Genomic DNA, 25,760 nt, shown 5'->3' with positions numbered 1-25,760 from the left:
GCCCATGAAGCCAACCCGTCTGCTGTTGATCTGGCTCGGCGTACTGCTGGGGTTGAGCCTCTTGCTGGGCACCGCGCAGGCCTTGCAGTTCAAGGTGCCCGTCACCTTGCACTCAGTGGTGTGGGGATTGCTTCTGGCACTGTTGCTGCTGGCCCTGCTCGACGCCCTGCGATTGCGCCGCCGGCCATCGCCGCGCGTGCAGCGACAGATGCCCGGCAGTCTCGCGCTGGGGCGCTGGGGCGAGGTACGCCTGACCCTGGATTGCCAGGACTACCCACAGCCGCTGACAGTGCACGTATTCGATCACGTCCCCGATGGACTGAGCCTGGAAAACCTGCCCCAATCCATCGAACTGCGCCCTGGCGAACGCAGTGAACTGGGCTATCGCCTACGCCCCCTGCGGCGCGGGCACTTCACCTTCAGCCGTTGCGAAATCCACCTGCCCAGCCCCTTTGGCCTGTGGTCGGCGCGGCGCTTTATCGAAGCCAAGGATGACACCCGCGTCTACCCGGACTTCGCACGTTTGTACGGCGCGCAATTGCTGGGGGTGGATAATTGGCTGAGCCAGTTGGGAGTACGCCAGCGCCAACGGCGGGGGCTGGGGCTCGAGTTTCATCAGTTGCGCGAGTTTCGTGACGGTGACAGCCTGCGGCAAATCGATTGGAAAGCCACCGCTCGGCAACGCACACCCATTGCCCGGGAATACCAGGACGAACGTGACCAGCAGATCGTGTTCATGCTCGATTGCGGTCGACGCATGCGCAGTCAGGATGGCGAGCTGTCCCATTTTGACCACGCCCTCAACGCCTGCCTGCTACTGAGCTACGTCGCCTTGCGCCAGGGGGATGCCGTAGGGCTGAGCACCTTTGCCGGCGATCAGCCACGGTACCTGGCCCCCGTCAAAGGCAGCAGCCAATTGAACCTGCTGCTCAACGCCGTGTATGACCTGGACACCACTCGACGAACCGCCGACTACGAGGCAGCGGCCAGTCAACTGCTTGCCCGGCAAAAGCGCCGGGCACTGGTGATCATGGTGACCAACCTGCGCGATGAAGACGATGAAGCGCTGATGAGCGCCGTGAAGCGCATCAGTCGCCAACACCGGGTACTGGTGGCCAGCCTGCGCGAAGAAGTGCTCGACCAACTGCGCCATACGCCCGTACAAACCCTGCCTGAAGCGTTGGCCTACAGTGGCACCGTCGACTACCTCAATACCCGCGATGAACTGCATGACCGATTGAACGCTCATGGGCTGACGGTACTGGATACGTTGCCATCCGACATGGGGGCTGCCCTGGTGACACGTTACCTGGGCTGGAAGAAAGCCGGCGTGCTCTGAAAAATCAGCGCCTGACCACGGCAGGGGCAGCACTGCCCGAGCCGGATCGACAACACGCTGTATTCAGGCAGAAGCCTGCAGAGGATCAAAACTGAAGTAATGCAATAAAAGGCTGATCAACTGCCCATATTCCTCAGGCGCCCGGAGCACGCTGAACCCGGAATCATAATGCTGCGGGTTGATGTCTTCGTGGCTCCACAAACAGGTTGCCGTGAGATCAATTGCATGGAAGGAGCCGTCAGCCTCGGGAATCTTCAAGCGTAGCTCGAAGTCCGCATTGACCATCATGGGCAACTGGCTGATGAGCATGAGCCCATCTTCAGAGACATTACCCAGAAACCCGATGGGCTTGTCGGTGAGGCGGTTAAACACTTGCAGGAAATACGGTAGCTGATGCCGCTCGATCCGTCGGTCGGTAAACATGATGAGATCGCCATCCAGTGGCCATGACTAGGCCGTGCCAGTGATTCGGAACGAGCGCACACGCTCGCTCTCCCTGGATCTCGGTGTGACAACGATCAACTTCTTGTCACCAGACAGCTGCCGAGTCCGGGCCCCTCATTCGTTCGGACAGAAACTTGTACAAACGAACATTCAAAGGATAGCCCAAGACTGGCAGTGGGCCAGTTATCAAATGACGAATATCATTACAATGAGGCCGGGCGCGGTTGAGCAACACTCGCGCCGGGGTAATGCCCCAACTGTTGCAGGGTGTCCAGCCGCGCGCGGGCTCGGTAGGCGTACTCACTCGACGGATACTGATTGATGATGAACTGGTAGGTCTGCACCGCATCGACGAACAGTTTCTGCCGTTCCAGGCATTGCCCACGCAACATCGACACCTCTGGCTGCACATAACGGCGGGTACGGCTTTCGCGGTCGACCTGGGACAACTCCAGGGTTACGCGCTCGCAGTCACCGACCTTGTACGCACGGTAGGCGTTGTTCAAATGGTGGTCCATCGACCAGCGGGTGCAGCCGACAACACTGACGGCCAGTACAGCAATGAGCAAAATTCGCATGAGGGTTCTCCAGTCTTGTGCAGTGTATCGACCCCTCGTCAAAAATCTTCAAGACAGTTCGTCTATTCAACCGCAGCCAAAACAAGTCAATCGTCGATAAGTAGTGCAAACGAACAATGACTACAACGAAAGAGCATAGTAGCCTTCCCCAGCGCTTGAACTCAGGAGTCTGTGCATGTCCGTCCGTCGTACCAAAATCGTCGCCACCCTTGGCCCGGCCAGTAACTCGCCGGAAGTCCTCGAACAGCTGATTCTGGCTGGTTTGGACGTTGCCCGTCTGAACTTCTCCCACGGCACCCCGGACGAGCACAAGGCTCGCGCCAAGCTGGTGCGTGACCTGGCCGCCAAACATGGTCGCTTCGTCGCACTGCTGGGTGACCTGCAAGGCCCGAAAATCCGTATCGCAAAATTCGCCAACAAGCGTATTGAGCTGAAGATCGGTGACAAATTCACCTTCTCCACCAGCCATCCGCTGACCGAAGGCACCCAGGATGTCGTGGGTATCGACTACCCCGATCTGGTCAAGGACTGCGGCGTTGGTGACGAACTGCTGTTGGACGACGGCCGCGTAGTCATGCGCGTCGACACCGCCACCCCGACTGAACTGAACTGCACCGTGATCATCGGCGGTCCGCTGTCCGATCACAAAGGCATCAACCGTCGCGGCGGTGGCCTGACTGCGCCGGCCCTCACTGAAAAAGACAAGGCCGACATCAAGCTCGCCGCCGAAATGGAAGTGGACTACCTCGCCGTGTCCTTCCCGCGTGACGCCGCCGACATGGAATACGCCCGTAAACTGCGCGACGAAGCCGGCGGCACTGCCTGGCTGGTGGCGAAGATCGAACGCGCCGAAGCCGTGGCCGATGACGAAACCCTCGACGGCCTGATCAAGGCCTCCGACGCCGTGATGGTTGCCCGTGGTGACCTGGGCGTGGAAATCGGCGACGCCGAGCTGATCGGTATCCAGAAGAAGATCATCCTGCACGCACGCCGCCACAACAAAGCGGTGATCGTTGCGACCCAGATGATGGAGTCGATGATCCAGAACCCGATGCCGACCCGCGCTGAAGTGTCCGACGTAGCCAACGCCGTGCTCGACTACACCGACGCCGTGATGCTCTCGGCTGAAAGTGCTGCCGGCCCGTACCCACTGGAAGCCGTTCAGGCCATGGCGCGTATCTGCGTCGGCGCCGAGAAGCACCCGACCAGCAAGACCTCCAGCCACCGTATCGGCAAGGTCTTCGAAAGCTGCGACCAGAGCATCGCCCTGGCCGCCATGTACACCGCCAACCACTTCCCAGGCGTGAAAGCGATCATCGCCCTGACCGAAAGTGGCTACACGCCGTTGATCATGTCGCGCATCCGTTCCTCGGTGCCGATCTACGCGTTCACCCCGCACCGCGAAGCCCAGGCACGCGCGGCCATGTTCCGTGGCGTGTACACCATTCCGTTCGACCCAGCGTCGCTGGCACCGAACGAAGTCAGCCAGAAGGCGATCGACGAGCTGGTCAAACGCGGCGTCGTAGAGAAAGGCGACTGGGTCATCCTGACCAAGGGCGACAGTTACCACACCACCGGTGGCACCAACGGCATGAAGATCCTGCACGTGGGCGACCCGCAGTTCTGAGTGACACACTGAAAAAACAAAGCCCCGCCTGTGAATGGCGGGGCTTTTTGCTTTATCGGCAGGTGTCTTTATTTGATGCGGTCACCTCGCCGCGAGCAATCGCGCGAAAACGCCGGAGGGGCAATCGCCTCAATGCCTGGCCATAAACCCCGACAACGCCGCAATCGCCTCCGGTGACCTCAACCGCTGGGTAAACAACGCCCCCTCCTCTTCGATCACCTGCCGCAACTGTTCGCGATCGACGCTCTTCATCAATTGCTTGGTCACCTGCACCGCGCCCGGCCCCAGGGTGTCAAAGCGCAAAGCGATTTCCCGCGCCTTGGCCACCGCCGCATCCCCGCTGGCCAAGGCCTCAGTGGCGATCCCCCATGCAGCCGCCTGCTCACCGCTGAAGCCCTCGCCCAGCAGCAACAATTGAGCGGCTTTGGCGTGGCCGAGTAACCGCGGCAGGATCAGGCTCGAACCGAACTCCGGGCACAGCCCCAGGTTGACGAACGGCATACGCAAGCGGGCATCGCGGCTGACATAGACCAGGTCGCAGTGCAGCAGCAGGGTGGTACCAATCCCCACTGCCGCCCCCGCAACGGCGGCAATCACCGGTTTGCGGCAGTTGAGCAGGCTGTTCATAAAGTGAAACGGCGGGCTGTCCAGATCGCTGGGCGGCTGTTCGAGGAAATCGCCAATGTCGTTACCGGCGGTAAAGCACTCAGTGCTGCCCTGGATCACGACGGCGCTGATCGCCGGGTCCGCATCCGCCCGCTCCAAGGCCTCGGCCAGTTGCGTATACATGGCGCGGGTCAGGGCGTTCTTTTTGTCCGGTCGATTGAGCTGCAGGATCAGCAGCCCACGCTCGCGTTGCTGCAGGATGGCGTCAGTCATGGCGGGTCTCGCGACGGTAACGTTCAGCACTCAACCACGGGGCAGGAACACATCGGCCAGCAGTTGATTGCGCGGCAGGCCGGCCAGGAACAGGCGCTTGGAAAACGCCTCGACGCTGACCGGGTGCCCGCAGAGTAAGGCCAGTGTTTGCCGGGAAACAAGCCGCAGTTGTGCCAATGCCTGGGTCTGCTGCGCCGCCGTCCACAGCTCCAGCGTAAGGTTCGGATGGACGGCAGCCAGCGCCGCCAGGGGCTCAGCCAGGTAATGGCCATCGGCATCATGGGCCAGGTGAATCACGCGGATGGCGCCCTGGTGATCCTGGCGCAACGCCTCACGCAGCACACCCCACAAAGGCCCAATGCCGGTGCCGGAGGCCAGCAGCCAGAGCGGCCGTGCCTGCCAGTCGGGGTCGTATTGCAGAGCGCCGCCGCGCAGCTCGCCCAGACGCAGGCGGTCGCCGACGTGCATCCGGCGCGCCCTGTCGCTGAACTCACCGGGCAGGCGGCAATCGATATGAAACTCCAGAAACGCATCCTCCTGGGGCAGGCTCGCCAGGGAATACGGCCGTGCCAGGTGCCCCGCCCACAGCACCAGGTGCTGCCCGGCCCGGTAACGCAGGCCACGCTCCGGTTGCAGGCGCAGGCGCAGCACCGTCGCGTTCAGCCAATCGGCCCCCACCACCTCGGCCGGCAGACCGTCGCGTAGCGGGTCGAACGTGTCGACCTGCACATCCCCCACCACCCGGCATTGGCACGCCAGCCGCCAACCGTCCTGGCGTTGCGCGGGGCTCAGGGCGTCGGGTTGCGCGTCCTCGACCGCCCCCCGACAGCGCACCAGGCACGCATGGCAACTGCCGGCGCGGCAACTGTAGGGCACGGCCACGCCCGCCTGGTTCAGGGCATCCAACAGGTTGCTGCCGGTGGCTACCGACCAGTGGCGTTCGCCGACGTGCAGTTCAGGCATATAACGTCTCAATCCAAAGGAGCGCACAGGGAATCATGCCTGCGACAGTTTGACCATAGTCGGGTGTATCGGCCACCGTGCCGGGTTATACTGCCGCGCCTTTTTAGCGTCGCGCCTGCACCAATGGCGTGCCTTGGAAAGGTGGCCTCAGCCGACCGATGCAACACTGAAGCCACCTTTATTGAATGTTCCCTTATAGAGGAGCGCGACTCATGACCGTGATCAAGCAAGACGACCTGATTCAGAGCGTTGCCGACGCCCTGCAATTCATCTCCTACTACCACCCCGTTGATTTCATCCAGGCGATGCACGAGGCCTACCTGCGCGAAGAATCGCCGGCAGCCCGTGATTCCATGGCCCAGATCCTGATCAACTCGCGCATGTGCGCCACCGGCCACCGCCCGATCTGCCAGGACACCGGTATCGTTACCGTGTTCGTGCGCGTGGGCATGGACGTGCGTTGGGACGGCGCCACCATGGGCCTGGACGACATGATCAACGAAGGCGTGCGTCGCGCCTACAACCTGCCGGAAAACGTACTGCGGGCTTCGATCCTCGCCGACCCGGCCGGTGCACGTAAAAACACCAAGGACAACACCCCGGCGGTGATCCACTACTCCATCGTCCCGGGTAACACCGTAGAAGTGGACGTGGCCGCCAAGGGCGGTGGTTCCGAGAACAAATCGAAAATGGCCATGCTCAACCCGTCCGACTCGATCGTCGACTGGGTGCTCAAGACCGTTCCGACCATGGGCGCCGGCTGGTGTCCACCGGGCATGCTCGGCATCGGCATCGGAGGCACCGCCGAGAAAGCTGCGGTGATGGCCAAGGAAGTGTTGATGGAGTCCATCGACATCCACGAATTGATCAAACGCGGCCCGTCCAACCGTATCGAAGAGATGCGCCTGGAGCTGTTTGAGAAGGTCAACCAGCTGGGCATCGGTGCCCAGGGCCTGGGTGGTCTGACCACAGTGCTCGACGTGAAGATCATGGACTACCCGACCCACGCCGCGTCCCTGCCGGTGTGCATGATCCCCAACTGCGCCGCCACCCGTCATGCACACTTCGTGCTCGACGGTTCGGGCCCCGCTGCCCTGGAAGCGCCACCGCTGGACGCCTACCCGGAAATCGTCTGGGAAGCCGGCCCGTCGGCCCGTCGCGTCAACCTCGACACCCTGACGCCGGAAGACGTGCAGAGCTGGAAGCCGGGAGAAACCGTCCTGCTCAACGGCAAAATGCTCACCGGTCGCGACGCCGCGCACAAGCGCATGGTCGAAATGCTGAACAAAGGCGAAGCGCTGCCGGTAGACCTCAAGGGTCGCTTCATCTACTACGTCGGCCCGGTTGATCCGGTGCGCGAAGAAGTGGTTGGCCCGGCAGGCCCGACCACCGCCACGCGGATGGACAAGTTCACCCGTCAGATCCTCGAGCAAACCGGCCTGCTGGGCATGATCGGTAAATCCGAGCGCGGTCCGACCGCCATCGAAGCGATCAAGGACAACAAGGCCGTGTACCTGATGGCCGTGGGCGGCGCCGCTTATCTGGTGGCGCAAGCCATCAAAAAGTCGCGTGTTGTCGCGTTCGCCGAGCTGGGTATGGAGGCGATCTACGAGTTCGACGTCAAAGACATGCCGGTCACCGTTGCGGTGGACAGCAAGGGCGAATCCGTACACATCACTGGCCCTGCCATCTGGCAGAAAAAAATCAGTGAAAGCCTCGCGGTAGAAGTGCAGTAAGCACGATGTAGTGAGCGGGCTCGCCCCGCGCTGGACGGCGAAGCCGTCCTGAACCCAGACACCGCGGTTCTGCCGAAGAACCGCGGTGGCTTATCAGGGCGCTTCCCCGCCCGGTGCGGGACAAGCCTGCTCACCACAACACCTGCGCTGTCCACTCGATTCAAGCAGCGCGTGTTATGGTGCTCCCCCCTTATTGCAGCTGTTCATATCCGTATGATCGCGATCCCTCGTCCCCTGCGCCTGACCGTCTATTCCCTGTTGATTATCGCCGGTGCGGTACTGGCCGCTGCATGGGCCACGCGCCATGCCGAACGCCAGGCCCTGGTGGACGATGCCGCTCGCGCCAATCAACAACTGGCGCTGTACGCCAATTCCCTGCATACCCTGATCGAACGCTACCGCGCCCTGCCCGCCGTGCTGGCCCTGGACTCGGAAATGATCAATGCGCTCAAAGGTCCCCTGGATGCCGCCACCCAGGACATGCTCAACCGCAAGCTCGAACGCATCAACGGTGCCGCGCAGTCCTCAACCCTTGAATTGATGGACCGTAACGGCCTGGCCGTGGCCGCCAGCAATTGGGCGTTGCCGAGCAGTTATGTGGGGCATAACTACGCGTTTCGTCCCTACTTCAGCCAGACCAAAAGCCAGGGCACCGGGCGCTTTTACGCGGTGGGGGTGACCACGGGGATTCCGGGGTACTTCCTCTCCAGCGCCGTGCTCGACGAACACCAGCAGTTCCTCGGCGCCATGGTGGTGAAGCTGGAGTTTCCCGAGCTGGAGCGCGAGTGGGCCCAGGGCAATGACCTGCTGCTGGTCAGCGACGCACGCGGTATCGTGTTTATCGCCAACCAGCCGGGCTGGCGTTATCGCAGCCTGCGGCCGCTGTCGGACAGCGATCTGGCCGAACTCAAGGCCACCCGCCAATACGACAAAAAACAACTGCTGGCGCTGCAAACCCAGACGCTGCAACGCTTCGACGAAAACAGCCACTTGATGCGCGTCGATGGCCCCGATGCCAGCGCCAATTACATCTGGGAATCCCTGCCCCTGAAGGCCGAAGGCTGGACCCTGCACCTGCTGCGCAAACCGCAGTTTCCGTTTGAAGACCAACGCAACGCTGCCCTTGCCGCCGCAGGGTCATGGTTGGCCCTGGTGTTCCTGGCGCTGTTCTTGAGCCAACGCTTGCGTCTGGCCCGCCTGCGCCAGCGCAGCCGCGAAGAGCTGGAGCGACTGGTAGAAGAACGCACCCAGGCCCTGCGCACGGCCCAGGATGGCTTGGTGCAATCGGCCAAGCTGGCAGCGCTGGGGCAGATGTCAGCCGCCCTCGCCCATGAAATCAATCAGCCATTGACCGCCCAGCGCATGCAATTGGCGACACTGCGCCTGCTGCTGGATCACGGCCGCGTGGACGACGCCTACAAGGCCATCACGCCGCTGGACGACATGCTCACGCGCATGGCGGCACTCACCGGCCACCTCAAGACCTTCGCACGCAAAAGCCCCAGCGGCCTGCGCGAACGCCTGGACCTGGCCACTGTGGTCGACCAATCCCTGCACTTGCTTGACGCGCGGTTGCGCGATGAAGCTATCGGCGTCGTGCTCGACCTGACCCGCCCCGCCTGGGTACGCGGGGACGCGATTCGCCTGGAACAGGTGCTGATCAACCTGTTGCGCAACGCCCTCGACGCCATGCTCGATAAACCGCGCAAACGCCTGGAAATCCGCCTGCACGCCGACCAGCAACTGTGGCAAATGACCGTCAGCGACAGCGGCGGCGGTATTGCCGAGGAACACCTGAACAACGTGTTCGACCCGTTTTTCACCACCAAACCGGTGGGTGACGGCCTCGGTTTGGGGCTGGCCGTGTCCTACGCTATCGTGCACGAACTGGGCGGGCGACTGATCGCCGGCAACCTCGGCGACGGCGCAGTATTTACCCTGACCCTGCCGATCGCGCTGGAGACGCCGGACCTATGCTGAACGCGGTGATTGTGGTCGATGACGAAGCCAGTATTCGCGCGGCCGTGGAACAGTGGCTGAGCCTGTCGGGGTTTGAGGTTCAGCTCTTCAGCCGTGCCGAAGCCTGCCTGGCGCAATTGCCCAGGGACTTTGCCGGGGTGATTTTGAGCGACGTGCGCATGCCCGGCCTCAGCGGCCTGGAGCTGCTGGCCGAGGTGCACCGTCGCGACCCGGACTTGCCGGTGATCCTGCTCACCGGCCATGGCGATGTGCCGATGGCCGTCGAAGCCATGCGCGACGGTGCCTACGATTTCCTCGAAAAACCCTTCAGCCCCGATGCCCTGCTCAACAGCCTGCGCCGGGCGTTGGATAAACGCGGACTGATCCTGGAAAACCGCCGTCTGCACCAGCAGGCCGATCACCGCGCTCAGCTCGAATCCAGCCTGCTCGGCGTGTCCAGAAGTTTGCAGAACCTGCGGCGCCAGGTGCTCGACCTGGCGAGCTTGCCGGTCAATGTATTGATCCGCGGTGAGACCGGCAGCGGCAAGGAGCTGGTCGCCCGTTGCCTGCATGACTTCGGCCCGCGGGCCAAGAAGCCGTTCGTGGCGCTCAACTGCGCGGCGATCCCTGAGCAGTTGTTCGAAGCCGAGCTGTTCGGCCACGAAAGCGGCGCCTTCACCGGTGCCCAGGGCAAACGTATCGGCAAGCTCGAATATGCCCACGGCGGCACGCTGTTCCTGGACGAAATCGAAAGCATGCCCCTGGCCCAGCAAGTCAAGCTGTTGCGCGTGTTGCAGGAGCAGAAGCTGGAGCGGCTGGGTTCCAACCAGAGCATCCACGTGGATCTACGCATCATCGCCGCCACCAAGCCGGACCTGTTGGAAGAGGCCCGTGCCGGGCGCTTTCGTGAAGATTTGGCGTATCGCCTCAACGTGGCGCAGTTGCGCCTGCCACCGTTGCGCGAGCGTCGTGAAGATATTCCGCTGCTGTATGAACACTTTGCGCAGCAGGCCGCTGAGCGCCTGGGCCGCAGCGCCGAACCTTTGAGCGGCCCGGCGCTGGGGCGCCTGCTCAGCCACGACTGGCCCGGTAATGTGCGTGAACTGGCCAACGCCGCCGAGCGCCAGGTGCTGGGCCTTGGCGAGTCGGAACCGGAAGGCATCGAGGCCGGACAATCCCTTGCCGCGCAGCAGGAAGCCTTCGAGGCTCATTGCCTGAAAGCGGCCCTGACCCGTCATCAAGGCGATATCAAAGCGGTGCTGGCGGAGCTGCAACTGCCCCGCCGAACCTTCAACGAAAAAATGCAGCGACATGGCCTGGCCCGGGACATGTTTCTCAAGGATGAATGAGCGGATTTCCGCTCACCCACCCCAAAACATCAGCGACATTCCGCTCAAAAAAATCCGCCAACCCCTCTAGACCGGCCCTTCATCCACCTGGCACAGCTCCTGCTATAGCCCCAGCCAGGCAGCGTTCGCGCCGCTCCATAAAAACAACTAGATGAAGGATCCTTCAATGGATAACTCCAACACTTTGCCTCTGGGGTCGGCGGCCGCGCCGGCACAGGAACGCACCACCACCAGCCGGATCAAATCGATTTTCAGCGGCTCGGTCGGCAACATGGTCGAGTGGTACGACTGGTACGTCTACGCCGCCTTCTCGCTGTACTTCGCCAAAGCCTTCTTCCCCGCCGGCTCCTCCACCGCTCAGTTGATGAACACCGCCGCGATTTTCGCCGTGGGCTTCCTGATGCGCCCTATCGGCGGCTGGTTGATGGGCATGTATGCCGACTACAAGGGCCGCAAGGCCGCGCTGATGGCCTCGGTGCTGTTGATGTGCTTCGGCTCGCTGCTGATCGCGCTGAGCCCAGGCTACGAAACCATCGGAATCGGCGCGCCGATCCTTCTGGTGTTCGCCCGTTTGCTGCAAGGCCTGTCGGTGGGTGGCGAATACGGCACCTCGGCCACGTACCTGAGCGAAATGGCGACCAAGGAGCGTCGCGGCTTCTTCTCCAGCTTCCAGTACGTGACCCTGATTTCCGGCCAGCTCATTGCCCTGGCGGTGCTGATCGTGCTGCAACAAACACTCACCACCGAACAACTCTACGCCTGGGGCTGGCGCATCCCGTTTGCCATCGGCGCTCTGTGCGCGGTGGTTGCGCTGTACCTGCGCCGTGGCATGGAAGAAACCGAGTCGTTCACCAAGAAAGAAAAAGCCAAGGAAAGCGCGATGCGCACCTTGATGCGCCACCCCAAGGAACTGATGACCGTGGTCGGCCTGACCATGGGCGGCACCCTGGCGTTCTATACCTACACCACCTACATGCAGAAATACTTGGTGAACACCGTCGGCATGAGCATCTCCGACTCCACCACCATCTCGGCTGCCACGCTGTTCCTGTTCATGTGCCTGCAGCCTCTGGTCGGCGGGCTGTCGGATAAGGTCGGCCGTCGTCCGATCCTGATCGCCTTCGGCATCCTCGGCACCCTGTTCACCGTGCCGATCCTCACCACGTTGCACACCATCCAAACCTGGTGGGGCGCGTTCTTCCTGATCATGGCCGCACTGATCATCGTCAGCGGCTACACCTCGATCAACGCGGTGGTCAAAGCCGAACTGTTCCCTACCGAAATCCGCGCCCTGGGCGTAGGCCTGCCGTATGCACTGACCGTGTCGATCTTCGGCGGTACCGCTGAATACATCGCGCTGTGGTTCAAGAGCATCGGTATGGAAACCGGCTACTACTGGTACGTGACCGCCTGTATTGCCGTGTCGCTGTTGGTCTACGTGACCATGAAAGACACCCGCAAACATTCGCGGATTACCACCGACTAAAGGTTCACCGCCCGTAAAAGAGGGGGCTGTGCCGGTTAACGGCACAGCCCCTTTTTATTTTGAAACCCGCGACCTTGCGGTGCACTATTACGCCCTCCCAGAACCCCAGCAGGAACCCCGGCCCATGTCTGACGATATCCATTTCTACGAACCCGCCAACGGTCACGGCCTGCCCCATGACCCGTTCAATGCCATCGTCGGCCCCCGGCCGATCGGCTGGATCTCGTCACATGACGGCGCAGGCCGCCTGAACCTGGCGCCCTACAGTTTCTTCAATGCGTTCAATTACATTCCGCCGATCATTGGGTTTTCCAGTGTCGGGCGTAAAGACAGCCTGAACAATATCGAACAGACCGGCGAGTTCGTCTGGAACCTGGCCACCCGCCCGCTGGCCGAGCAGATGAACCAGAGCTGCGCGGCGGTGGCGCCTGAGGTGAATGAATTCGAGTTATCCGGCCTGACGCCGGTGCCCTCGAAAATCGTCGGCGTGCCACGGGTCGGTGAGAGCCCGGTGTCGTTCGAGTGCAAGGTGACACAGATCATCCAGCTGCAACGCGCCGACAGCACGTTGGTGCCCAGTTGGCTGGTGCTGGGCGAAGTGGTCGCGGTGCACATTGCCAAGTGGCTGCTCAAGGATGGCATCTACGACACCGCCGCCGCCGAGCCGATCCTGCGGGGCGGCGGTCCGGCGGACTACTTCCAGCTGGGGCCGGAAGCGCTGTTCAAGATGTACCGGCCTAACGCTTAAGACGCAGCCGTCCAGACCAGTTGGCCGTCTGCGTCGACATCGCTTAACCGCTCAAGCTGCGCGCTGGCGGCATCATCGGCGTCGGACGCAGTCTTGAACGTTTGCCCATCCAGGATCTTGTGAAACTGCGGGGCGCCCATGCCATCGAGGGCCTTGACGGCGACGGCGGCGCTGTAGCCCCCCTCCCCCGGTACGACGGCGGATACGGCTTCGTGGTGGGCAAATTGTTTACGTGCCATGTTGCAGGTCCTGGCCAATGGAAAGTCGGCCATTCTAAACCGGTTCAGCCGGCGAGTTGCAGGTACTCACCGTAGGCGCGCACGGCGGATACGTCGGTGAAGGTCTGGAAGTCCATGCTGCGCACGACCATGTCGTTCAACAGCTCAGTAAAGATCATCAGGGCCGGTGAGTTGAAGTAGGCGCTCATCGCCTGCTCGCTGCTCCAGAAGCCCGAGACCAGCCAAACATCAGGGTCGACCTGGGAGTGCTGCAACGAGAATTGCAGGCAACCCTGCGCCTCGCGGCCCGGTTCGATCAAACTGCTCAAGCGTGCACCCAGTTCGGTGCTGCACCCGCTACGGGCGCGGATAAAGGCCATATGGCTCGCGGGAATGGGGGTGGACATGTTCGACTCTCCCGTTGAGAAGTGATGCTCGGCAAGCACTGTGGGGGTGTGCTGCCACAGGATCAACCATAGCGGCGGCGGTGCAGACGCGGTTAGTCGATTCCTGCCGGCTTATTGCACAATCCTGCGAGACGCGTAGAACGCACTTTAAGCCCGGGAGGTTCAGGCCATGGGCAAACGCCGTATTTCAGGCAGATGACCGGGCCCGCGCTTGCCTGATTGGCGACAGGCCGCAGGATCAGGCAAGGATTGTGCAGAATCGACCTAACACTGTTTGCAAAGCCGCCGCTAAGCTGACCCCCATCAAAGCAGCCTGCAGAGGACGCGCCATGTCGTCGCCCGAATATCAGCCCACGCCCCTCGATGCCGAGATGGAAAAACAGCGCGCCGAACTGGCCGGTATCGTGCACCGGCATACCTGGGAAGACGGCTCCTACGGCACCGCGATCACCTCGCTGTACCTTAACCGCCATAACACGCCGCGCGACTTTATGCCGGTGCTGGTGGAGCCTGCGCTGTGCATCCTCGCCAACGGCAGCAAAGAGGTGCGTCTGGCCGATGAAATCTTTGCCTACGACCCGCTCAATTACCTGGTGTTCTCGGTGGCGATGCCGGTGGCCGGACGGATCATCGATGCCACGCCGCAAGACCCGAACCTGTCGGTACGCATCAACATCGACCCGGCGCAGCTCACCGCCCTGATTGCCGAAGCTGGCCCCATGGGGGTGCCCACGCGCCCGACATCGCGTGGGATGTACGTGGACCGCATCGACCATCAATTGCTCGATGCGGTGCTGCGCCTGGCGCGCCTGCTGGATACACCCAAAGACATCGCCATGCTGGCGCCGTTGATCAATCGTGAAATCCTTTACCGCTTGCTGCGTGGGCCCCAGGGCTATCGTTTGTACGAAATCGCCGTGGCCAACAGCCAGAGCCACCGAGTGAGCCAGGCGATCAAATGGCTTAACAGCAACTACGAACAGCCGTTGCGCATTGATGACCTGGCCAAAGAAGTGAACCTCAGCGTCTCGACCCTGCACCACCGCTTCAAGGCGATCACCGCCATGAGCCCATTGCAGTACCAGAAACAGTTACGGTTGCAGGAAGCGCGCCGGCTGATGATTGCCGAAGGGCTCGAAGCTTCGGCGGCCGGGTATCGGGTGGGGTATGAAAGCCCGTCGCAATTCAGCCGGGAGTACAGCCGGTTGTTTGGGGCGCCGCCTCTGCGCGATCTGGCCAGGCTGCGCCAAAGCATCTGATTCACGCTGAGCAAGCCGGCCCCGACAGTTGGCCGGCGCAGAGTCAGTCCAATCCGCGGGGCAGTTGCAAGGTGACCCTCAGGCCACCTTCGCGAAGATTCTGCAGACTCACTTCCCCCCCATGACTGTGAGCGATATTTCGCGCAATCCCCAAGCCCAAGCCGTAACCCTGTTGCTGACCGGCAAGGCGGAAGTGCGGCTCAAACACCTGCTCCAGACGCTGTTCCGGCACCCCCGGCCCTTCGTCATCCACGTGCAGGACGAACTGCGCGCCGTCGTCTTCGATATGCAAATGCGCGTTCTGCCCATACTTCAAGGCGTTGTCGATCAGGTTGCCGATGCAGCGCTTAAGCGCCAAGGGCTTGCCTGGATAAGTCGTTAATGCAGCGCCATCCAGGGTCACGCGGCCGTTGCCGTTAGGCGCCACGTAAGGCTCCACCAGACATTCGAGCACATGGTTGAGGTCGACCGGCTGGATATTCTCGTGAATATCGGTGTCCTTCACGCACTGCAGCGCGCCTTTGACCAGCAACTCCAACTCATCCAGGTCGCGACCGAACTTGGCTTGCAGATTCTCGTCTTCCAGCAGTTCCACGCGCAGCCGCAGGCGGGTGATGGGGGTGCGCAGGTCATGGGAAATCGCGCTGAACAATTGGCTGCGCTCGGTCAGGTAGCGGCTGATGCGCTCGCGCATGGCATTGAACGCGCGGCCCACCTCCACCACTTCACTGCCGCCGCCTTCGGCCACCGGTTCAACATCGGCCCCCAGGGACATATCCCGCGCCGCCCGCGCCAGGCGCTTGAGCGGCCGGCTCTGCCAGTGCACCAGCAGGCCGATAAACAGCAGCAGAAAACCGCTGGTCAACACAATGAACCACACCTGCTGGGACGGCAGGCCTTGCTCTTCAAGGCTGGTGTAGGGCTCGGGCAGCAGCGAAGCGATGTACAGCCATTCGCCGGGGGCGAGCTGGATCTGGGTCACCAGCACCGGCGGGTTGACCGGTTCAAGCGTCAAGGCGTAATGGGCCCAGGAGCGCGGCAATTCGTCGAGCTTGAGGCCGGCATTGAAAATGCGCAGGTCTTCGGCGCTGACGAACTCCACCGAGATATGCACGTCGGCACCCAGGGTCTGGCGCAGCACTTCATCCACGGCCACCAGCACCGCCTGCTTGCGCGGGGTTGCGGGCAAGACCTCCATGTCCAGCGGACGATCGTTAAGGGTCACCACAAACCGGGTGCCGCCCATGCTGCGCAACTGGTCGAGCACCAACGGGCGATAGGCCACCGGTAACGAACGGAAGTAACTCACGCTGGCGGTCATCGAATGCGCCAGGCTACGCGCACTGGTGACCAGGCCTTCGAGCTGTGTGGCGCGCAGCTGCGAGACCCAGATCACGCTGGAAAGCGCCTGGGCAAACAACACCACCAACAAGGTCAGTAGCAGCATGCGCCCCAGCAGTGAGCGCGGCACCGGGAAGCGCCGGCGTTCGCTCACTAGTTCAGTGGGCATTGCCGGCAACCACGCTGGCTGCCAGTTGGTAACCACTGCCGCGCACGGTGCGGATCAGCTTCGGCGGCTTTTCGGTGTCACGCAGGCGTTGGCGCAGGCGGCTGACGGCCATGTCGACAATACGGTCCAGCGGCATCAGGTCGCGGCCACGGGTGGCGTTGCCGATGGTGTCGCGGTCGAGGATCTGCTGGGGATGGTCGAGAAACAATTTGAGCAGGGCAAAATCAGCGCCGGAGAGGATCACTTCCTCGCCATCCACGTGGAACAGTCGGTGACTGATCATGTCCAGGCGCCATTCATCAAACTCCCAGACATCGCCACCCACGCTACGCTCCTGGCCGAACTGGCAGCGACGCAACAGGGCCTTGATCCGCGCCTGCAGTTCGCGGGGGCTGAACGGCTTGCCGATGTAGTCGTCGGCGCCCAGTTCCAGGCCGATCACACGGTCGGCCTCGTCGGAACTGGCGGTAAGCATGATGATGGGCACCTGGGCCTGGCGCGGGTGCTGTCGGATCCAGCGACACAGGCTGAAGCCATCCTCGTCGGGCAACATCACATCGAGAATGACCAGGTCGCATGGCGCCTCGTTCATCGCCTGGCGGAACCCCGCGCCATCCGGCACGCCACGCACCTGGAAGCCGGCACGGCTGAGGTAGGTTTGCAGCAATTCGCGGATTTCCTGGTCGTCGTCGACGAGGAGAATCGATTTACTGATTACGCTCACAGGGTCCTCCTTGTTGTTATGGCCAAGCTTAAGGCATTTGTCGCCTGCGAGCGCCTTTCGCGAGCAAGCCAAGGGGCCATTGCGACCTAAGCAACAGCCTGCTCGAGCGCCACACCTGCCCCGGTCAACCCCGAATAGGGCGCGGTCACCAACCACACAGGGATGCCCTTGAAGTAGTCGCTCATGCAGCCTTTGTCGGCGAAGCTTTTGGCGAAACCACTGTTGATAAAGAAGTCGGCAAATCTGGGAATCACCCCACCGACGATGTACACGCCACCGCGCCCACCCGTGGTCAGCACGTTATTACCCGCCACCCGGCCCAGCCAGATGCTGAACTGGTCCAGGACTTCCATCGCCAGCGGATCACCGGCCAGGCCTGCGGCCGTGATGGCTTCGGGCGTTTCCAGCAGCGGCGTGTGGCCGTCGACCGCACAAATAGCGCGGTACAGACGCGGCAAGCCGCCCCCGCTCAGTGCTGTTTCGGCGCTGACGTGGCCGATTTCGTTGTGGATGTGCTGCCACAACTGGGTTTCCCGCGGGCTGCTCAGGGGCAGGTCGACGTGGCCGCCCTCCCCCGGCAAGGCCGCGTAACGCCCCGCGCCGAAGTCCAGCAGGGTACCGACGCCCAGGCCGGTGCCCGGACCGATCACCACCGCCGGGCGCAACGGCTCGGGCGTGCCCGCGCAGACCACGCGAAATTCGTCGGGCTTGAGGCGTGTCATGCCCAGGGCCATGGCCGAGAAGTCGTTGACCAGCAGCAGCTCATCTATCTGCAAGGTCTTGCAAAAGGCAGTCTTGCTCAGGCGCCAGTGGTTGTTGGTGAATTTGAATTCATCGCCACTCACCGGCCCGGCCACCGAGAGGCACACCGCGCCGATATCGCCGATGTTCAGGCCTTCTTCCTGCAGATAAACCTTGATCGCGTCTTCCGGGCTTTGGTAATCCGCGGTGGCGTGCACCCGAATCGAGTGCAGCGCCGAATCCCGCCACAACGCAAACCGGGCGTTGGTACCGCCGATGTCACCGACCAGCGCAAGCTTCACTTAAGCGTCTCCAAGGCAGAGGTAAAGGCGCTGGCGCCCTGCTCTGCGGAGCTTGCGGCCAAGCGCATAAATGCAAACAGCTCGCGACCGGCCCCCACGTTGTTGCCCAACAGGCCCGTGGCAGGCGTGCGCGCTGCAAATTCTTCGGCGTCCACCTTAAGCTCCAAGGTGCCTGTTACGCCATCCACGCGAATGATATCGCCATCGCGCACCCGCGCCAGTGGCCCGCCGCTCTGGGCTTCGGGGTTGACGTGGATCGCGGCGGGGATCTTACCCGAGGCGCCGGACATACGCCCGTCTGTCACCAATGCCACCTTGAAGCCACGATCCTGCAACACGCCAAGGAACGGGGTCATCTTGTGCAGCTCAGGCATGCCGTTGGAGCGCGGGCCCTGGAAGCGCATCACCGCGACAAAATCTTTTTCCAGCTGACCTGCCTTGAACGCGTCGGCCAGGTCCTGCTGATCCTGGAACACCACCGCCGGTGCTTCGACGACTTGATGTTCAAGGGCCACGGCGGAGACTTTCATCACGCCACGCCCGAGGTTGCCTTCCATCACTCGCAGTCCACCTTCGGCCGAGAACGCACGGGCCACGGGGCGCAGGATGGTTTCGTCGAGGCTTTCGATAGGGCCGTCGCGCCATACCAGCTCGCCGTCGACCAGGAAGGGCTCCTGGATATAACGGCTCAGGCCCTTGCCCGCCACGGTGTTGACGTCTTCGTGAAGCAGACCGGCTTCGAGCAACTCACGGATCAGGAACGACATGCCGCCCGCTGCCTGGAAGTGGTTGATGTCGGCCTTGCCGTTTGGATACACGTGGGACAGGGTCGGCACCACCTCGGAGAGGTCGGCCATGTCCTGCCAGGTGAGGATGATGCCCGCTGACATGGCGATGGCCGGCATGTGCAGGGTGTGGTTGGTGGAACCGCCGGTGGCGTTGAGGGCAACGATGGAATTGACGATGGATTTCTCGTCGACGATCTCGCCGATCGGGGTGAAATTGCCGTTGGCTTTGGTCAGGCGCGTGACCTGGTGCGCGGCTTCGCGGGTCAGCGCATCACGCAACGGCGTGTACGGGTTGACGAACGACGCGCCCGGCAGGTGCAGGCCCATCACTTCCATCAGCAACTGGTTGGTGTTGGCGGTGCCGTAGAAGGTGCAGGTGCCGGGGCTGTGGTAGGACTTCATCTCCGATTCCAGCAGCTCTTCGCGGCTGGCCTTGCCTTCTGCGTAGCGCTGGCGCACATCGGCCTTCTGCTTGTTGGAAATGCCCGACGGCATCGGCCCGCCCGGCACGAAGATCATCGGCAGGTGGCCATAGCGCAGTGCGCCCATCATCAGGCCGGGGACGATCTTGTCGCAGATGCCCAGCATCAGCGCGGCGTCGAACATGTTGTGGGACAGCGCCACCGCCGTGGACATGGCAATGACTTCACGGCTGAGCAGGCTCAGCTCCATACCCGGTTCGCCCTGGGTCACACCGTCGCACATGGCCGGGGTGCCGCCGGCGAACTGCCCCACCGAACCGACTTCGCGCAGGGCTTTTTTGATTTGCTCCGGGAAATGTTCGTACGGCTGATGCGCCGAGAGCATGTCGTTATACGAAGAAACAATTGCCACGTTGGCGGCATTCATCATGCGCAGGCTGTTTTTGTCCTCGGTGCCGCAACCCGCCACGCCATGGGCGAAATTGGCGCATTGCAGCTTGCCGCGCATCGGACCGTCGCTGGCGGCGCCGCGAATGAGCGCAAGGTAAGCCTCGCGGGTGGCGCGGCTGCGGGCGATAAGCCGTTCGGTGACCTCAAGAACGCGGGGATGCATGTGTAGAACTCCAGGCTAACGGATGTGGCGACCTGAGTGTCTATGCTGATCAAACGCCCGCAGCGCATGGGATGGCAGGGGTGTCGTTTGAATCATCGGACCAGTTGATTCAGGTCACTCGTTGTAGATTGAACAAAATATTGCCACTAAAAAGGCTTGTTTTCTATTTTTATGCGAATAATCTTGTAATTCTTACAACAAATCGACGACAGGCACTTTCCAATGACTCTTCGTATCGCAATCAATGGTTTTGGCCGTATCGGCCGTAATGTCCTGCGCGCACTGTATACCCAAGGCTATCGCCAGGATTTGCAGATCGTCGCCATCAACGATCTGGGCGACAGCTCGATCAATGCCCACCTGCTCAAATTCGACACCGTGCACGGTACCTTCGACGCAGAGGTCGCCCACGATCAGGAAAGCCTGACCGTCAATGGTGACCGGATTGCCGTGAGTGCCATTCGCAACCCCGCCGACCTGCCGTGGGCTGCGCACAAGATCGACGTGGTGTTCGAATGCACCGGTCTGTTCACCGACCGTGACAAGGCCGCCGCCCATATTACCGCCGGCGCGCGCAAGGTCATTATCTCGGCCCCCGCCAAGGGTGCGGACGCCACCGTGGTGTACGGCGTGAATCATGACATTCTGCGTCAATCCCACCAGATCATCTCCAATGCGTCGTGCACCACCAACTGCCTGGCCCCGGTGGCCCAGGTGCTGCACCGCGAGCTGGGCATCGAAAGCGGCCTGATGACCACGATTCATGCCTACACCAACGACCAGAACCTGACCGACGTCTACCACACCGACCCGTACCGCGCGCGTTCGGCCACCCAGAACATGATCCCGAGCAAGACCGGCGCCGCCGAAGCAGTAGGCCTGGTGCTGCCGGAACTGGCAGGCAAGCTGACCGGCATGGCCGTGCGAGTACCGGTGATCAACGTGTCGCTGGTGGACCTCACCGTTCAACTGAAAAAAGACGCCACGGCCGACGAAGTCAACGCGCTGCTCAAAGAAGCCAGCCAGCACTCGAAGATCCTCGGTTACAACACCCTGCCGCTGGTCTCCAGTGACTTCAACCACAACCCGCTGTCGTCGATATTCGACGCCAACCACACCAAGGTCAGCGGCAAGCTGCTCAAAGTGCTGGCGTGGTATGACAACGAATGGGGCTTCTCCAACCGCATGCTGGATAACTGCCTGGCGCTGTGTAACGCCGAGTAATCCCTATGGGAGGGGCTCGCCCCCTCCCGCATTTGACGATGCAGGCCCGCAGAAATAGCCACTTGCCATTTCAGTTGATGATAAGCATTATCATTAACTGCAAATCGGTCTGGTACTCCTGTGAGCCAATCTCGCTTCAACCACGTCTTTCTCACCCAACGGGTGATTCTGCTACGCACCTTGCAGCGGATGGTGAATAACCACAGCACCGCCGAGGACCTCCTGCAGGAAACCTACCTGCGCGTTACCCGGGCCCTCAGCGAACGGCCGATCGATCACCTCGAACCCTTCGTCTATCAAACCGCGCGCAATCTGGCGCTGGATCACCTGCGTTCACGCAGGATCCAGGCGCGTACGTTGCAGGAAGATGTCCCGCTGGACATTCTGCAAAGCGTCGCCGCCCCCACCAGTACTCCCGAAGATGCCACCCAGGCCGAGCAATTGCTCGAGCACCTGAGCGTCAGCCTCGGCCAGTTGAGCGCGCGTCAGCAGCGGATTTTCATCCTCAGCCGCCTGCACGGTTGCAGCTACCAGGAGATTGGCGATCAGTTGGACGTGTCCTTGAGCACCGTGCAAAAGGAACTCAAATTGATCATGGCCATCTGCGTAGGTGTGGCCGAACGGCTGGATCGGCCTTAAGCTGCATCCGACAGACGTGTCGATCCAGGCCGTAAGAAAGATCAATAGAACGTGGCGAAGACCCGAGGAACACCGTGACGGACCCGAATAAACTTCGCCCCCATGAGCTGGCTCATGAGGTGTTGCAAGACACGGCTATGGACCAGGCCCTCGATTGGCTGATCGCGCTGCAGTGCCCGCAGCCCGGGCAGCAAGCCGAGTTCGAAGCCTGGTTGGCCAGCGACCCGGCCCACGTCCATGCGTTCGGCAAGGCCCAGTCCGCCTGGGGCGGCGCACCGGTGCACAGCGCCGCCGTGGCCCTGGCGGTGCCGCGCACGCCGAGCGCCTGGCGCCGGATCAAACCCCATTGGAAACCGCTCGCCACGGCCGCTGTGCTGTTGATCGGCCTGTTCAGTTTCAGCAACCTGCCGGTGCGCCTGCAAGCTGACCACCTCACCGTGGTGGGCGAACGCCAGCGCCTGCAATTGGACGACGGCTCGAACGTACTGCTGAACACCAACTCGGCGTTTTCCAGCCGCATCCAGGATCACCAGCGCATCGTGCGCCTGTACCAGGGCGAAGCGTTTTTCGACGTCGCGCCAAGCCACGGCCTGCCCCTGCAAATCGACGCCGGCCCGGTGCGCGCCAGCGTGCGCGACACCGCCTTCGCCGTGCGCTACCTCAATGGCGAAGAAGCCCAAGTGCAAGTGCAGCGCGGTGATGTGGACCTGAGCAACACCTTCAACGATGCCCGCGTACGCCTGAGCGCGGGCGAAAGCATCCGCATCGGCCCCAAAGGCTTCGGCGCGCCGGCCAAGCTGGATGCCACCAAGGACCTGGCCTGGGTGCAAGGCCGGCTGATCTTCGAAAACTGCCCGATGAGCGAAGTGCTCGCCGAGTTGCGCCGTTATTACCCCGGCTGGATCGTCAACACCAACGAGCAACTGGCCAGCGTTGCGGTCACCGGCAATTACCGTCTGGACCAGCCCCTTGACGTGGTGCGCTCCCTGGCGCACATCACGTCGGCCAAGCTCTCGGAATACCCGGCGCTGGTGATCCTCAACTAAATGAGAATAATTTTTACTCGATAGCCTGCGGTGGTACGTCTCGTCTTAGCCAATGCAACTGATTCCTATTTGATTCGGTTCGCAACTATAAGATTCGTACCCGGAGCGCTCTCGATGTCCTCTCGTTTCAACCGCCGGTCTTCTTCACCCGTCCTGTCCTTGCTGACCGCCGCCATCCTGTTGGCCGGTGCGCCGGTGATGACCACCAGCGCCGCCGAACCGGCCTCGCGCAGCTACGGCAATTACACCTTCAGCATCGAGCAGCAACCGCTGGTCTCGGCACTTAACGCCTTTACCGCGGTGACCGGCTGGCAAGTCGGCCTGCCCGCCGAGCTGGGTCAAGGCGTGTCGTCGCCTGGCGTGAAGGGCCCACTGTCGCCGGAAAAAGCCCTGGAGCGCCTGTTGGTGGGGACCAACCTGAGCTACCGCAAACTGAGCAGTCACAACATCGTGCTGGAAAAGCGCGCAGCCGGCAGCACCCTCAACCTGCAGCAGGTCACCATCAGCGCCACCCGCAACGAGCAGCCCGTGAGCAGCGTACCGAGCACCGTCAGCGTGCATGAACGCGAGGAGCTGGACCGCCAGAACGTGAACACCATTCGTGAGATGGTGCGCTACGAGCCCGGCGTATCGGTGGGTGGCGCCGGCACGCGCGCAGGTAACGCCGGGTTCAACATCCGCGGCATCGATGGCGACCGCATCCTCACCCAGGTGGACGGCGTGGAAGTGCCGGGCAACTTCTTCAACGGCCCCTACGCCAAGACCCGTCGCAACTACGTCGACCCGGAAATCGTCAAGCGCGTGGAAATCCTGCGTGGCCCGGCTTCGGCCCTCTACGGCAGCAGCGCCATCGGCGGCGCGGTGAGCTACTTCACCCTCGACGCGGATGACATCATCAAGCCCGGCCAGGATGTCGGCGCCCGCCTGAAAACCGGCTACAGCTCCGCCGACGAGAGCTGGCTGACTTCCGGCACCTTCGCCGGCCGCGTGCAGGACTTCGACGGTTTGCTGCACCTGAGCCAGCGCAACGGCCATGAAACCGAGTCCTATAACGGCAACAACGCCACCGGCCTGGACCGCACCGGCGCCAACCCGGAAGAGGCACGCACCACCAACATCCTGGCCAAATTGGGCTGGAACTATGGCGATGACAATCGCCTGGGCCTGACGTACGAGAAGTACAAGGACGATCGCGACGTCAACCTGAAGAACGCGGTGGGCGGCCCGTTCATCGGCGGACGGGGTTTCAACCTGTACCGTGACCGTCGCGGCAACGACACCATCACCCGCGAACGTTTCGGCCTGGAAAACAGCGTGGCCCTCGAGTCACCGCTGGCAGACCGCCTTAAGACCAGCCTCAACTACCAGATCGCCAAGACCGACCAGACCACCGCCGAGATCTACCAGTCGGGCCGTCGTGTCCTGCGCACCCGCGACACGCTTTACGAAGAAAAACAGTGGGTCTTCGATGCCCAGCTGGACAAGGCCTTCAGTCTCGGTGAAACCGACCACCAAGTGACTTACGGCACAACGCTCAAGCAGCAAAAAGTCACCGGCTCGCGCGAAGGCAGTGCGACCTGCGTGGCCGTCGGCAGCGGCTGCACCGCCATTGGCGCGCCGAGCCCGGTCGCCAGCGACAGCGTGAAAAAATCCAGCGATTTCCCCGACCCGACCATCAACACCTATTCGCTGTTCGCCCAGGACCAGATCACCTGGGACAAATGGACCTTCCTGCCTGCCGTGCGCTACGACTACACCCAGCTCAAGCCCAAGCTCACCCAGGAATTCCTCAATACGGTAAACCCAACGGGTGCGGACACGGTCAGCGACAAGGAAAAAACCTGGCACCGCGTGACGCCCAAGTTTGGCCTGACCTACGCGCTGACGGACCACTACACCTGGTTCGGGCAATACGCCGAAGGTTTCCGCACACCATCGGCCAAGGCGCTCTACGGACGCTTTGAAAACCTGAACCTGGGCTACACCGTCGAGCCCAATCCGGACCTCAAGCCGGAGACCAGCAAAGGCATCGAGAGCGGCCTTCGCGGCAACTTCGACGAGGGTTCCTTCGAAATTGCGGTGTTCTACAACAAGTACCGCAACTTTATCGACGAAGACAACGCCGTGGTCGGTGCCACTGTCGAGCAGTTCCAGGCGGTGAACATCAAGCGCGCCACCATCAAGGGCGCCGAAGCCAAGGGTCGCCTGAACCTGGACGCTTTCGGCGCGCCAAACGGCCTGTACACCCTGGGTTCGGTGTCCTATGCCTACGGTCGCAACGACGAAAACGGCGAACCACTCAACAGCGTCAACCCGCTCAAGGGCGTATTCGGCCTGGGCTACGACAGGGACACCTATGGCGGCCTGTTGAGCTGGACCCTGGTGAAGAAACAGAATCGCGTCGACAGCTCCACCTTCCACGCACCTGACGGCGACACCCGCGCGCCGTTCAAGACGCCAGGCTTCGGCGTGGTCGACCTGACCGCCTACTACAAAGTCACCGACGACGTGACCGTCAACGGCGGTCTGTACAACCTGACCGACAAGAAGTACTGGAACTGGGATGACGTACGCAGCTACGACAGTGTCGGCGAAGCGGCCGTAACAGGCCCCGCCAACCTCGACCGCCTGACTCAGCCGGGCCGCAACTTCGCGATCAACCTGATCTGGGACATCTGACAACGCCGTTCACCTCGCCGACATTTCATCGGCGAGGTGAGGATTTTTTACTGTGCCGCGTCTTCTTGTTCGTCTAGTTG

Annotated in this window: 22 protein-coding genes; 12 read left to right on the top strand and 10 right to left on the bottom strand. The window is 62.1% G+C overall.

Annotated features, from left to right (window positions below):
* Positions 1–4: 4 nt before the first annotated feature.
* On the top strand, positions 5–1,339 hold the full coding sequence (locus tag KZX66_RS13175; RefSeq protein WP_248079967.1) for a DUF58 domain-containing protein: 1,335 nt from the start codon (positions 5–7) through the stop codon (positions 1,337–1,339).
* Positions 1,340–1,402: 63 nt separating this feature from the next.
* On the opposite strand, the gene KZX66_RS13170 is transcribed toward KZX66_RS13175, so the two are convergent.
* Both KZX66_RS13170 and KZX66_RS13165 read right to left on the bottom strand, forming a co-directional pair.
* Positions 1,403–1,762, bottom strand: coding sequence for a PilZ domain-containing protein (locus tag KZX66_RS13170; protein WP_248079965.1), 360 nt, complete (start codon positions 1,760–1,762; stop codon positions 1,403–1,405).
* 224 nt (positions 1,763–1,986) lie between these two features.
* Entirely contained in the window at positions 1,987–2,361 is a 375-nt protein-coding gene (locus tag KZX66_RS13165) for a tetratricopeptide repeat protein (RefSeq protein WP_248079963.1), read from the bottom strand.
* A 175-nt stretch (positions 2,362–2,536) separates the two neighbouring features.
* On the opposite strand from KZX66_RS13165, the gene pyk reads away from it, so the two are divergent.
* Positions 2,537–3,988: a pyruvate kinase gene (gene pyk, locus KZX66_RS13160; protein ID WP_248079961.1), complete on the top strand. Its 1,452-nt coding sequence runs from the start codon at positions 2,537–2,539 to the stop codon at positions 3,986–3,988.
* 129 nt (positions 3,989–4,117) lie between these two features.
* On the opposite strand, the gene KZX66_RS13155 is transcribed toward pyk, so the two are convergent.
* Complete coding sequence (locus KZX66_RS13155) at positions 4,118–4,867, bottom strand: enoyl-CoA hydratase-related protein (protein ID WP_248079959.1); 750 nt, start codon at positions 4,865–4,867, stop codon at positions 4,118–4,120.
* A gap of 30 nt (positions 4,868–4,897) precedes the next feature.
* Positions 4,898–5,830, bottom strand: coding sequence for an iron-sulfur-binding ferredoxin reductase (locus KZX66_RS13150; RefSeq protein WP_248079957.1), 933 nt, complete (start codon positions 5,828–5,830; stop codon positions 4,898–4,900).
* 212 nt (positions 5,831–6,042) lie between these two features.
* Between KZX66_RS13150 and KZX66_RS13145 the strand changes: the two genes are divergently transcribed.
* The 5 genes from KZX66_RS13145 (at position 6,043) to KZX66_RS13125 (ending at position 13,108) form a co-directional block, all read left to right on the top strand.
* Positions 6,043–7,566 (top strand): fumarate hydratase, encoded by a 1,524-nt coding sequence (locus KZX66_RS13145; RefSeq protein ID WP_248079954.1) that lies wholly within the window; start codon positions 6,043–6,045, stop codon positions 7,564–7,566.
* A gap of 213 nt (positions 7,567–7,779) precedes the next feature.
* Positions 7,780–9,546 (top strand): ATP-binding protein, encoded by a 1,767-nt coding sequence (locus KZX66_RS13140; protein WP_248079952.1) that lies wholly within the window; start codon positions 7,780–7,782, stop codon positions 9,544–9,546.
* Positions 9,540–10,874 (top strand): sigma-54 dependent transcriptional regulator, encoded by a 1,335-nt coding sequence (locus tag KZX66_RS13135; RefSeq protein WP_248079949.1) that lies wholly within the window; start codon positions 9,540–9,542, stop codon positions 10,872–10,874. Before KZX66_RS13140 ends, KZX66_RS13135 begins: the two co-directional genes overlap by 7 nt.
* 166 nt (positions 10,875–11,040) lie before the next feature.
* On the top strand, positions 11,041–12,360 hold the full coding sequence (locus KZX66_RS13130) for an MFS transporter (RefSeq protein WP_248079947.1): 1,320 nt from the start codon (positions 11,041–11,043) through the stop codon (positions 12,358–12,360).
* 124 nt (positions 12,361–12,484) lie between these two features.
* Positions 12,485–13,108: a flavin reductase family protein gene (locus tag KZX66_RS13125; protein ID WP_248079945.1), complete on the top strand. Its 624-nt coding sequence runs from the start codon at positions 12,485–12,487 to the stop codon at positions 13,106–13,108.
* On the opposite strand, the gene KZX66_RS13120 is transcribed toward KZX66_RS13125, so the two are convergent.
* Positions 13,105–13,347 carry a hypothetical protein gene (locus KZX66_RS13120; protein ID WP_248079943.1) on the bottom strand — a complete coding sequence of 81 codons (243 nt, stop codon included), beginning with the start codon at positions 13,345–13,347 and terminating at the stop codon, positions 13,105–13,107. The two genes, KZX66_RS13125 and KZX66_RS13120, sit on opposite strands and share 4 nt — an antisense overlap.
* Before the next feature lie 44 nt (positions 13,348–13,391).
* Positions 13,392–13,733, bottom strand: coding sequence for an antibiotic biosynthesis monooxygenase family protein (locus KZX66_RS13115; protein ID WP_248079941.1), 342 nt, complete (start codon positions 13,731–13,733; stop codon positions 13,392–13,394).
* Positions 13,734–14,062: 329 nt separating this feature from the next.
* On the opposite strand from KZX66_RS13115, the gene KZX66_RS13110 reads away from it, so the two are divergent.
* Positions 14,063–14,992: an AraC family transcriptional regulator gene (locus KZX66_RS13110; protein ID WP_248079939.1), complete on the top strand. Its 930-nt coding sequence runs from the start codon at positions 14,063–14,065 to the stop codon at positions 14,990–14,992.
* A gap of 43 nt (positions 14,993–15,035) precedes the next feature.
* On the opposite strand, the gene KZX66_RS13105 is transcribed toward KZX66_RS13110, so the two are convergent.
* The 4 genes from KZX66_RS13105 to edd form a co-directional block, all read right to left on the bottom strand.
* Complete coding sequence (locus tag KZX66_RS13105; protein WP_248079937.1) at positions 15,036–16,502, bottom strand: ATP-binding protein; 1,467 nt, start codon at positions 16,500–16,502, stop codon at positions 15,036–15,038.
* Entirely contained in the window at positions 16,492–17,226 is a 735-nt protein-coding gene (locus KZX66_RS13100; protein WP_248079935.1) for a response regulator transcription factor, read from the bottom strand. Before KZX66_RS13100 ends, KZX66_RS13105 begins: the two co-directional genes overlap by 11 nt.
* An 86-nt stretch (positions 17,227–17,312) precedes the next feature.
* The gene (locus KZX66_RS13095) at positions 17,313–18,269 is read right to left on the bottom strand and encodes a glucokinase (protein WP_248079933.1); all 957 of its coding nucleotides are present in this window, start codon (positions 18,267–18,269) and stop codon (positions 17,313–17,315) included.
* Positions 18,266–20,092 carry a phosphogluconate dehydratase gene (gene edd / locus KZX66_RS13090; RefSeq protein ID WP_248079931.1) on the bottom strand — a complete coding sequence of 609 codons (1,827 nt, stop codon included), beginning with the start codon at positions 20,090–20,092 and terminating at the stop codon, positions 18,266–18,268. The genes KZX66_RS13095 and edd overlap by 4 nt, the downstream gene beginning before the upstream one ends.
* Before the next feature lie 222 nt (positions 20,093–20,314).
* Between edd and gap the strand changes: the two genes are divergently transcribed.
* From gap to KZX66_RS13070, 4 genes are all read left to right on the top strand, one after another.
* On the top strand, positions 20,315–21,316 hold the full coding sequence (gene gap / locus KZX66_RS13085; protein ID WP_248079929.1) for a type I glyceraldehyde-3-phosphate dehydrogenase: 1,002 nt from the start codon (positions 20,315–20,317) through the stop codon (positions 21,314–21,316).
* A 120-nt stretch (positions 21,317–21,436) separates the two neighbouring features.
* Positions 21,437–21,955 carry a sigma-70 family RNA polymerase sigma factor gene (locus KZX66_RS13080; protein WP_248079927.1) on the top strand — a complete coding sequence of 173 codons (519 nt, stop codon included), beginning with the start codon at positions 21,437–21,439 and terminating at the stop codon, positions 21,953–21,955.
* Between the two features lie 74 nt (positions 21,956–22,029).
* Complete coding sequence (locus KZX66_RS13075) at positions 22,030–23,001, top strand: FecR domain-containing protein (protein WP_248079925.1); 972 nt, start codon at positions 22,030–22,032, stop codon at positions 22,999–23,001.
* 114 nt (positions 23,002–23,115) lie between these two features.
* Positions 23,116–25,680, top strand: coding sequence for a TonB-dependent receptor (locus tag KZX66_RS13070; protein WP_248079923.1), 2,565 nt, complete (start codon positions 23,116–23,118; stop codon positions 25,678–25,680).
* Positions 25,681–25,760 lie beyond the last annotated feature (80 nt).

The organism is Pseudomonas sp. EYE_354 (assembly GCF_023148575.1).
Taxonomy (GTDB): Bacteria; Pseudomonadota; Gammaproteobacteria; order Pseudomonadales; family Pseudomonadaceae; genus Aquipseudomonas.
The sequence above is the reverse complement of the archived record's forward strand: the minus strand, read 5'-3'. Positions and strand labels throughout refer to the sequence as shown.

Bases quoted from the DNA above. Each gene is read 5' to 3' on its own strand.
- KZX66_RS13175 (WP_248079967.1), top strand. From the start codon at position 5: ATGAAGCCAACCCGTCTGCTGTTGATCTGGCTCGGCGTACTGCTGGGG.
- KZX66_RS13170 (WP_248079965.1), bottom strand. From the start codon at position 1,762: ATGTTTACCGACCGACGGATCGAGCGGCATCAGCTACCGTATTTCCTG.
- KZX66_RS13165 (WP_248079963.1), bottom strand. From the start codon at position 2,361: ATGCGAATTTTGCTCATTGCTGTACTGGCCGTCAGTGTTGTCGGCTGC.
- pyk (WP_248079961.1), top strand. From the start codon at position 2,537: ATGTCCGTCCGTCGTACCAAAATCGTCGCCACCCTTGGCCCGGCCAGT.
- KZX66_RS13155 (WP_248079959.1), bottom strand. From the start codon at position 4,867: ATGACTGACGCCATCCTGCAGCAACGCGAGCGTGGGCTGCTGATCCTG.
- KZX66_RS13150 (WP_248079957.1), bottom strand. From the start codon at position 5,830: ATGCCTGAACTGCACGTCGGCGAACGCCACTGGTCGGTAGCCACCGGC.
- KZX66_RS13145 (WP_248079954.1), top strand. From the start codon at position 6,043: ATGACCGTGATCAAGCAAGACGACCTGATTCAGAGCGTTGCCGACGCC.
- KZX66_RS13140 (WP_248079952.1), top strand. From the start codon at position 7,780: ATGATCGCGATCCCTCGTCCCCTGCGCCTGACCGTCTATTCCCTGTTG.
- KZX66_RS13135 (WP_248079949.1), top strand. From the start codon at position 9,540: ATGCTGAACGCGGTGATTGTGGTCGATGACGAAGCCAGTATTCGCGCG.
- KZX66_RS13130 (WP_248079947.1), top strand. From the start codon at position 11,041: ATGGATAACTCCAACACTTTGCCTCTGGGGTCGGCGGCCGCGCCGGCA.
- KZX66_RS13125 (WP_248079945.1), top strand. From the start codon at position 12,485: ATGTCTGACGATATCCATTTCTACGAACCCGCCAACGGTCACGGCCTG.
- KZX66_RS13120 (WP_248079943.1), bottom strand. From the start codon at position 13,347: ATGGCACGTAAACAATTTGCCCACCACGAAGCCGTATCCGCCGTCGTA.
- KZX66_RS13115 (WP_248079941.1), bottom strand. From the start codon at position 13,733: ATGTCCACCCCCATTCCCGCGAGCCATATGGCCTTTATCCGCGCCCGT.
- KZX66_RS13110 (WP_248079939.1), top strand. From the start codon at position 14,063: ATGTCGTCGCCCGAATATCAGCCCACGCCCCTCGATGCCGAGATGGAA.
- KZX66_RS13105 (WP_248079937.1), bottom strand. From the start codon at position 16,502: ATGCCCACTGAACTAGTGAGCGAACGCCGGCGCTTCCCGGTGCCGCGC.
- edd (WP_248079931.1), bottom strand. From the start codon at position 20,092: ATGCATCCCCGCGTTCTTGAGGTCACCGAACGGCTTATCGCCCGCAGC.
- gap (WP_248079929.1), top strand. From the start codon at position 20,315: ATGACTCTTCGTATCGCAATCAATGGTTTTGGCCGTATCGGCCGTAAT.
- KZX66_RS13070 (WP_248079923.1), top strand. From the start codon at position 23,116: ATGTCCTCTCGTTTCAACCGCCGGTCTTCTTCACCCGTCCTGTCCTTG.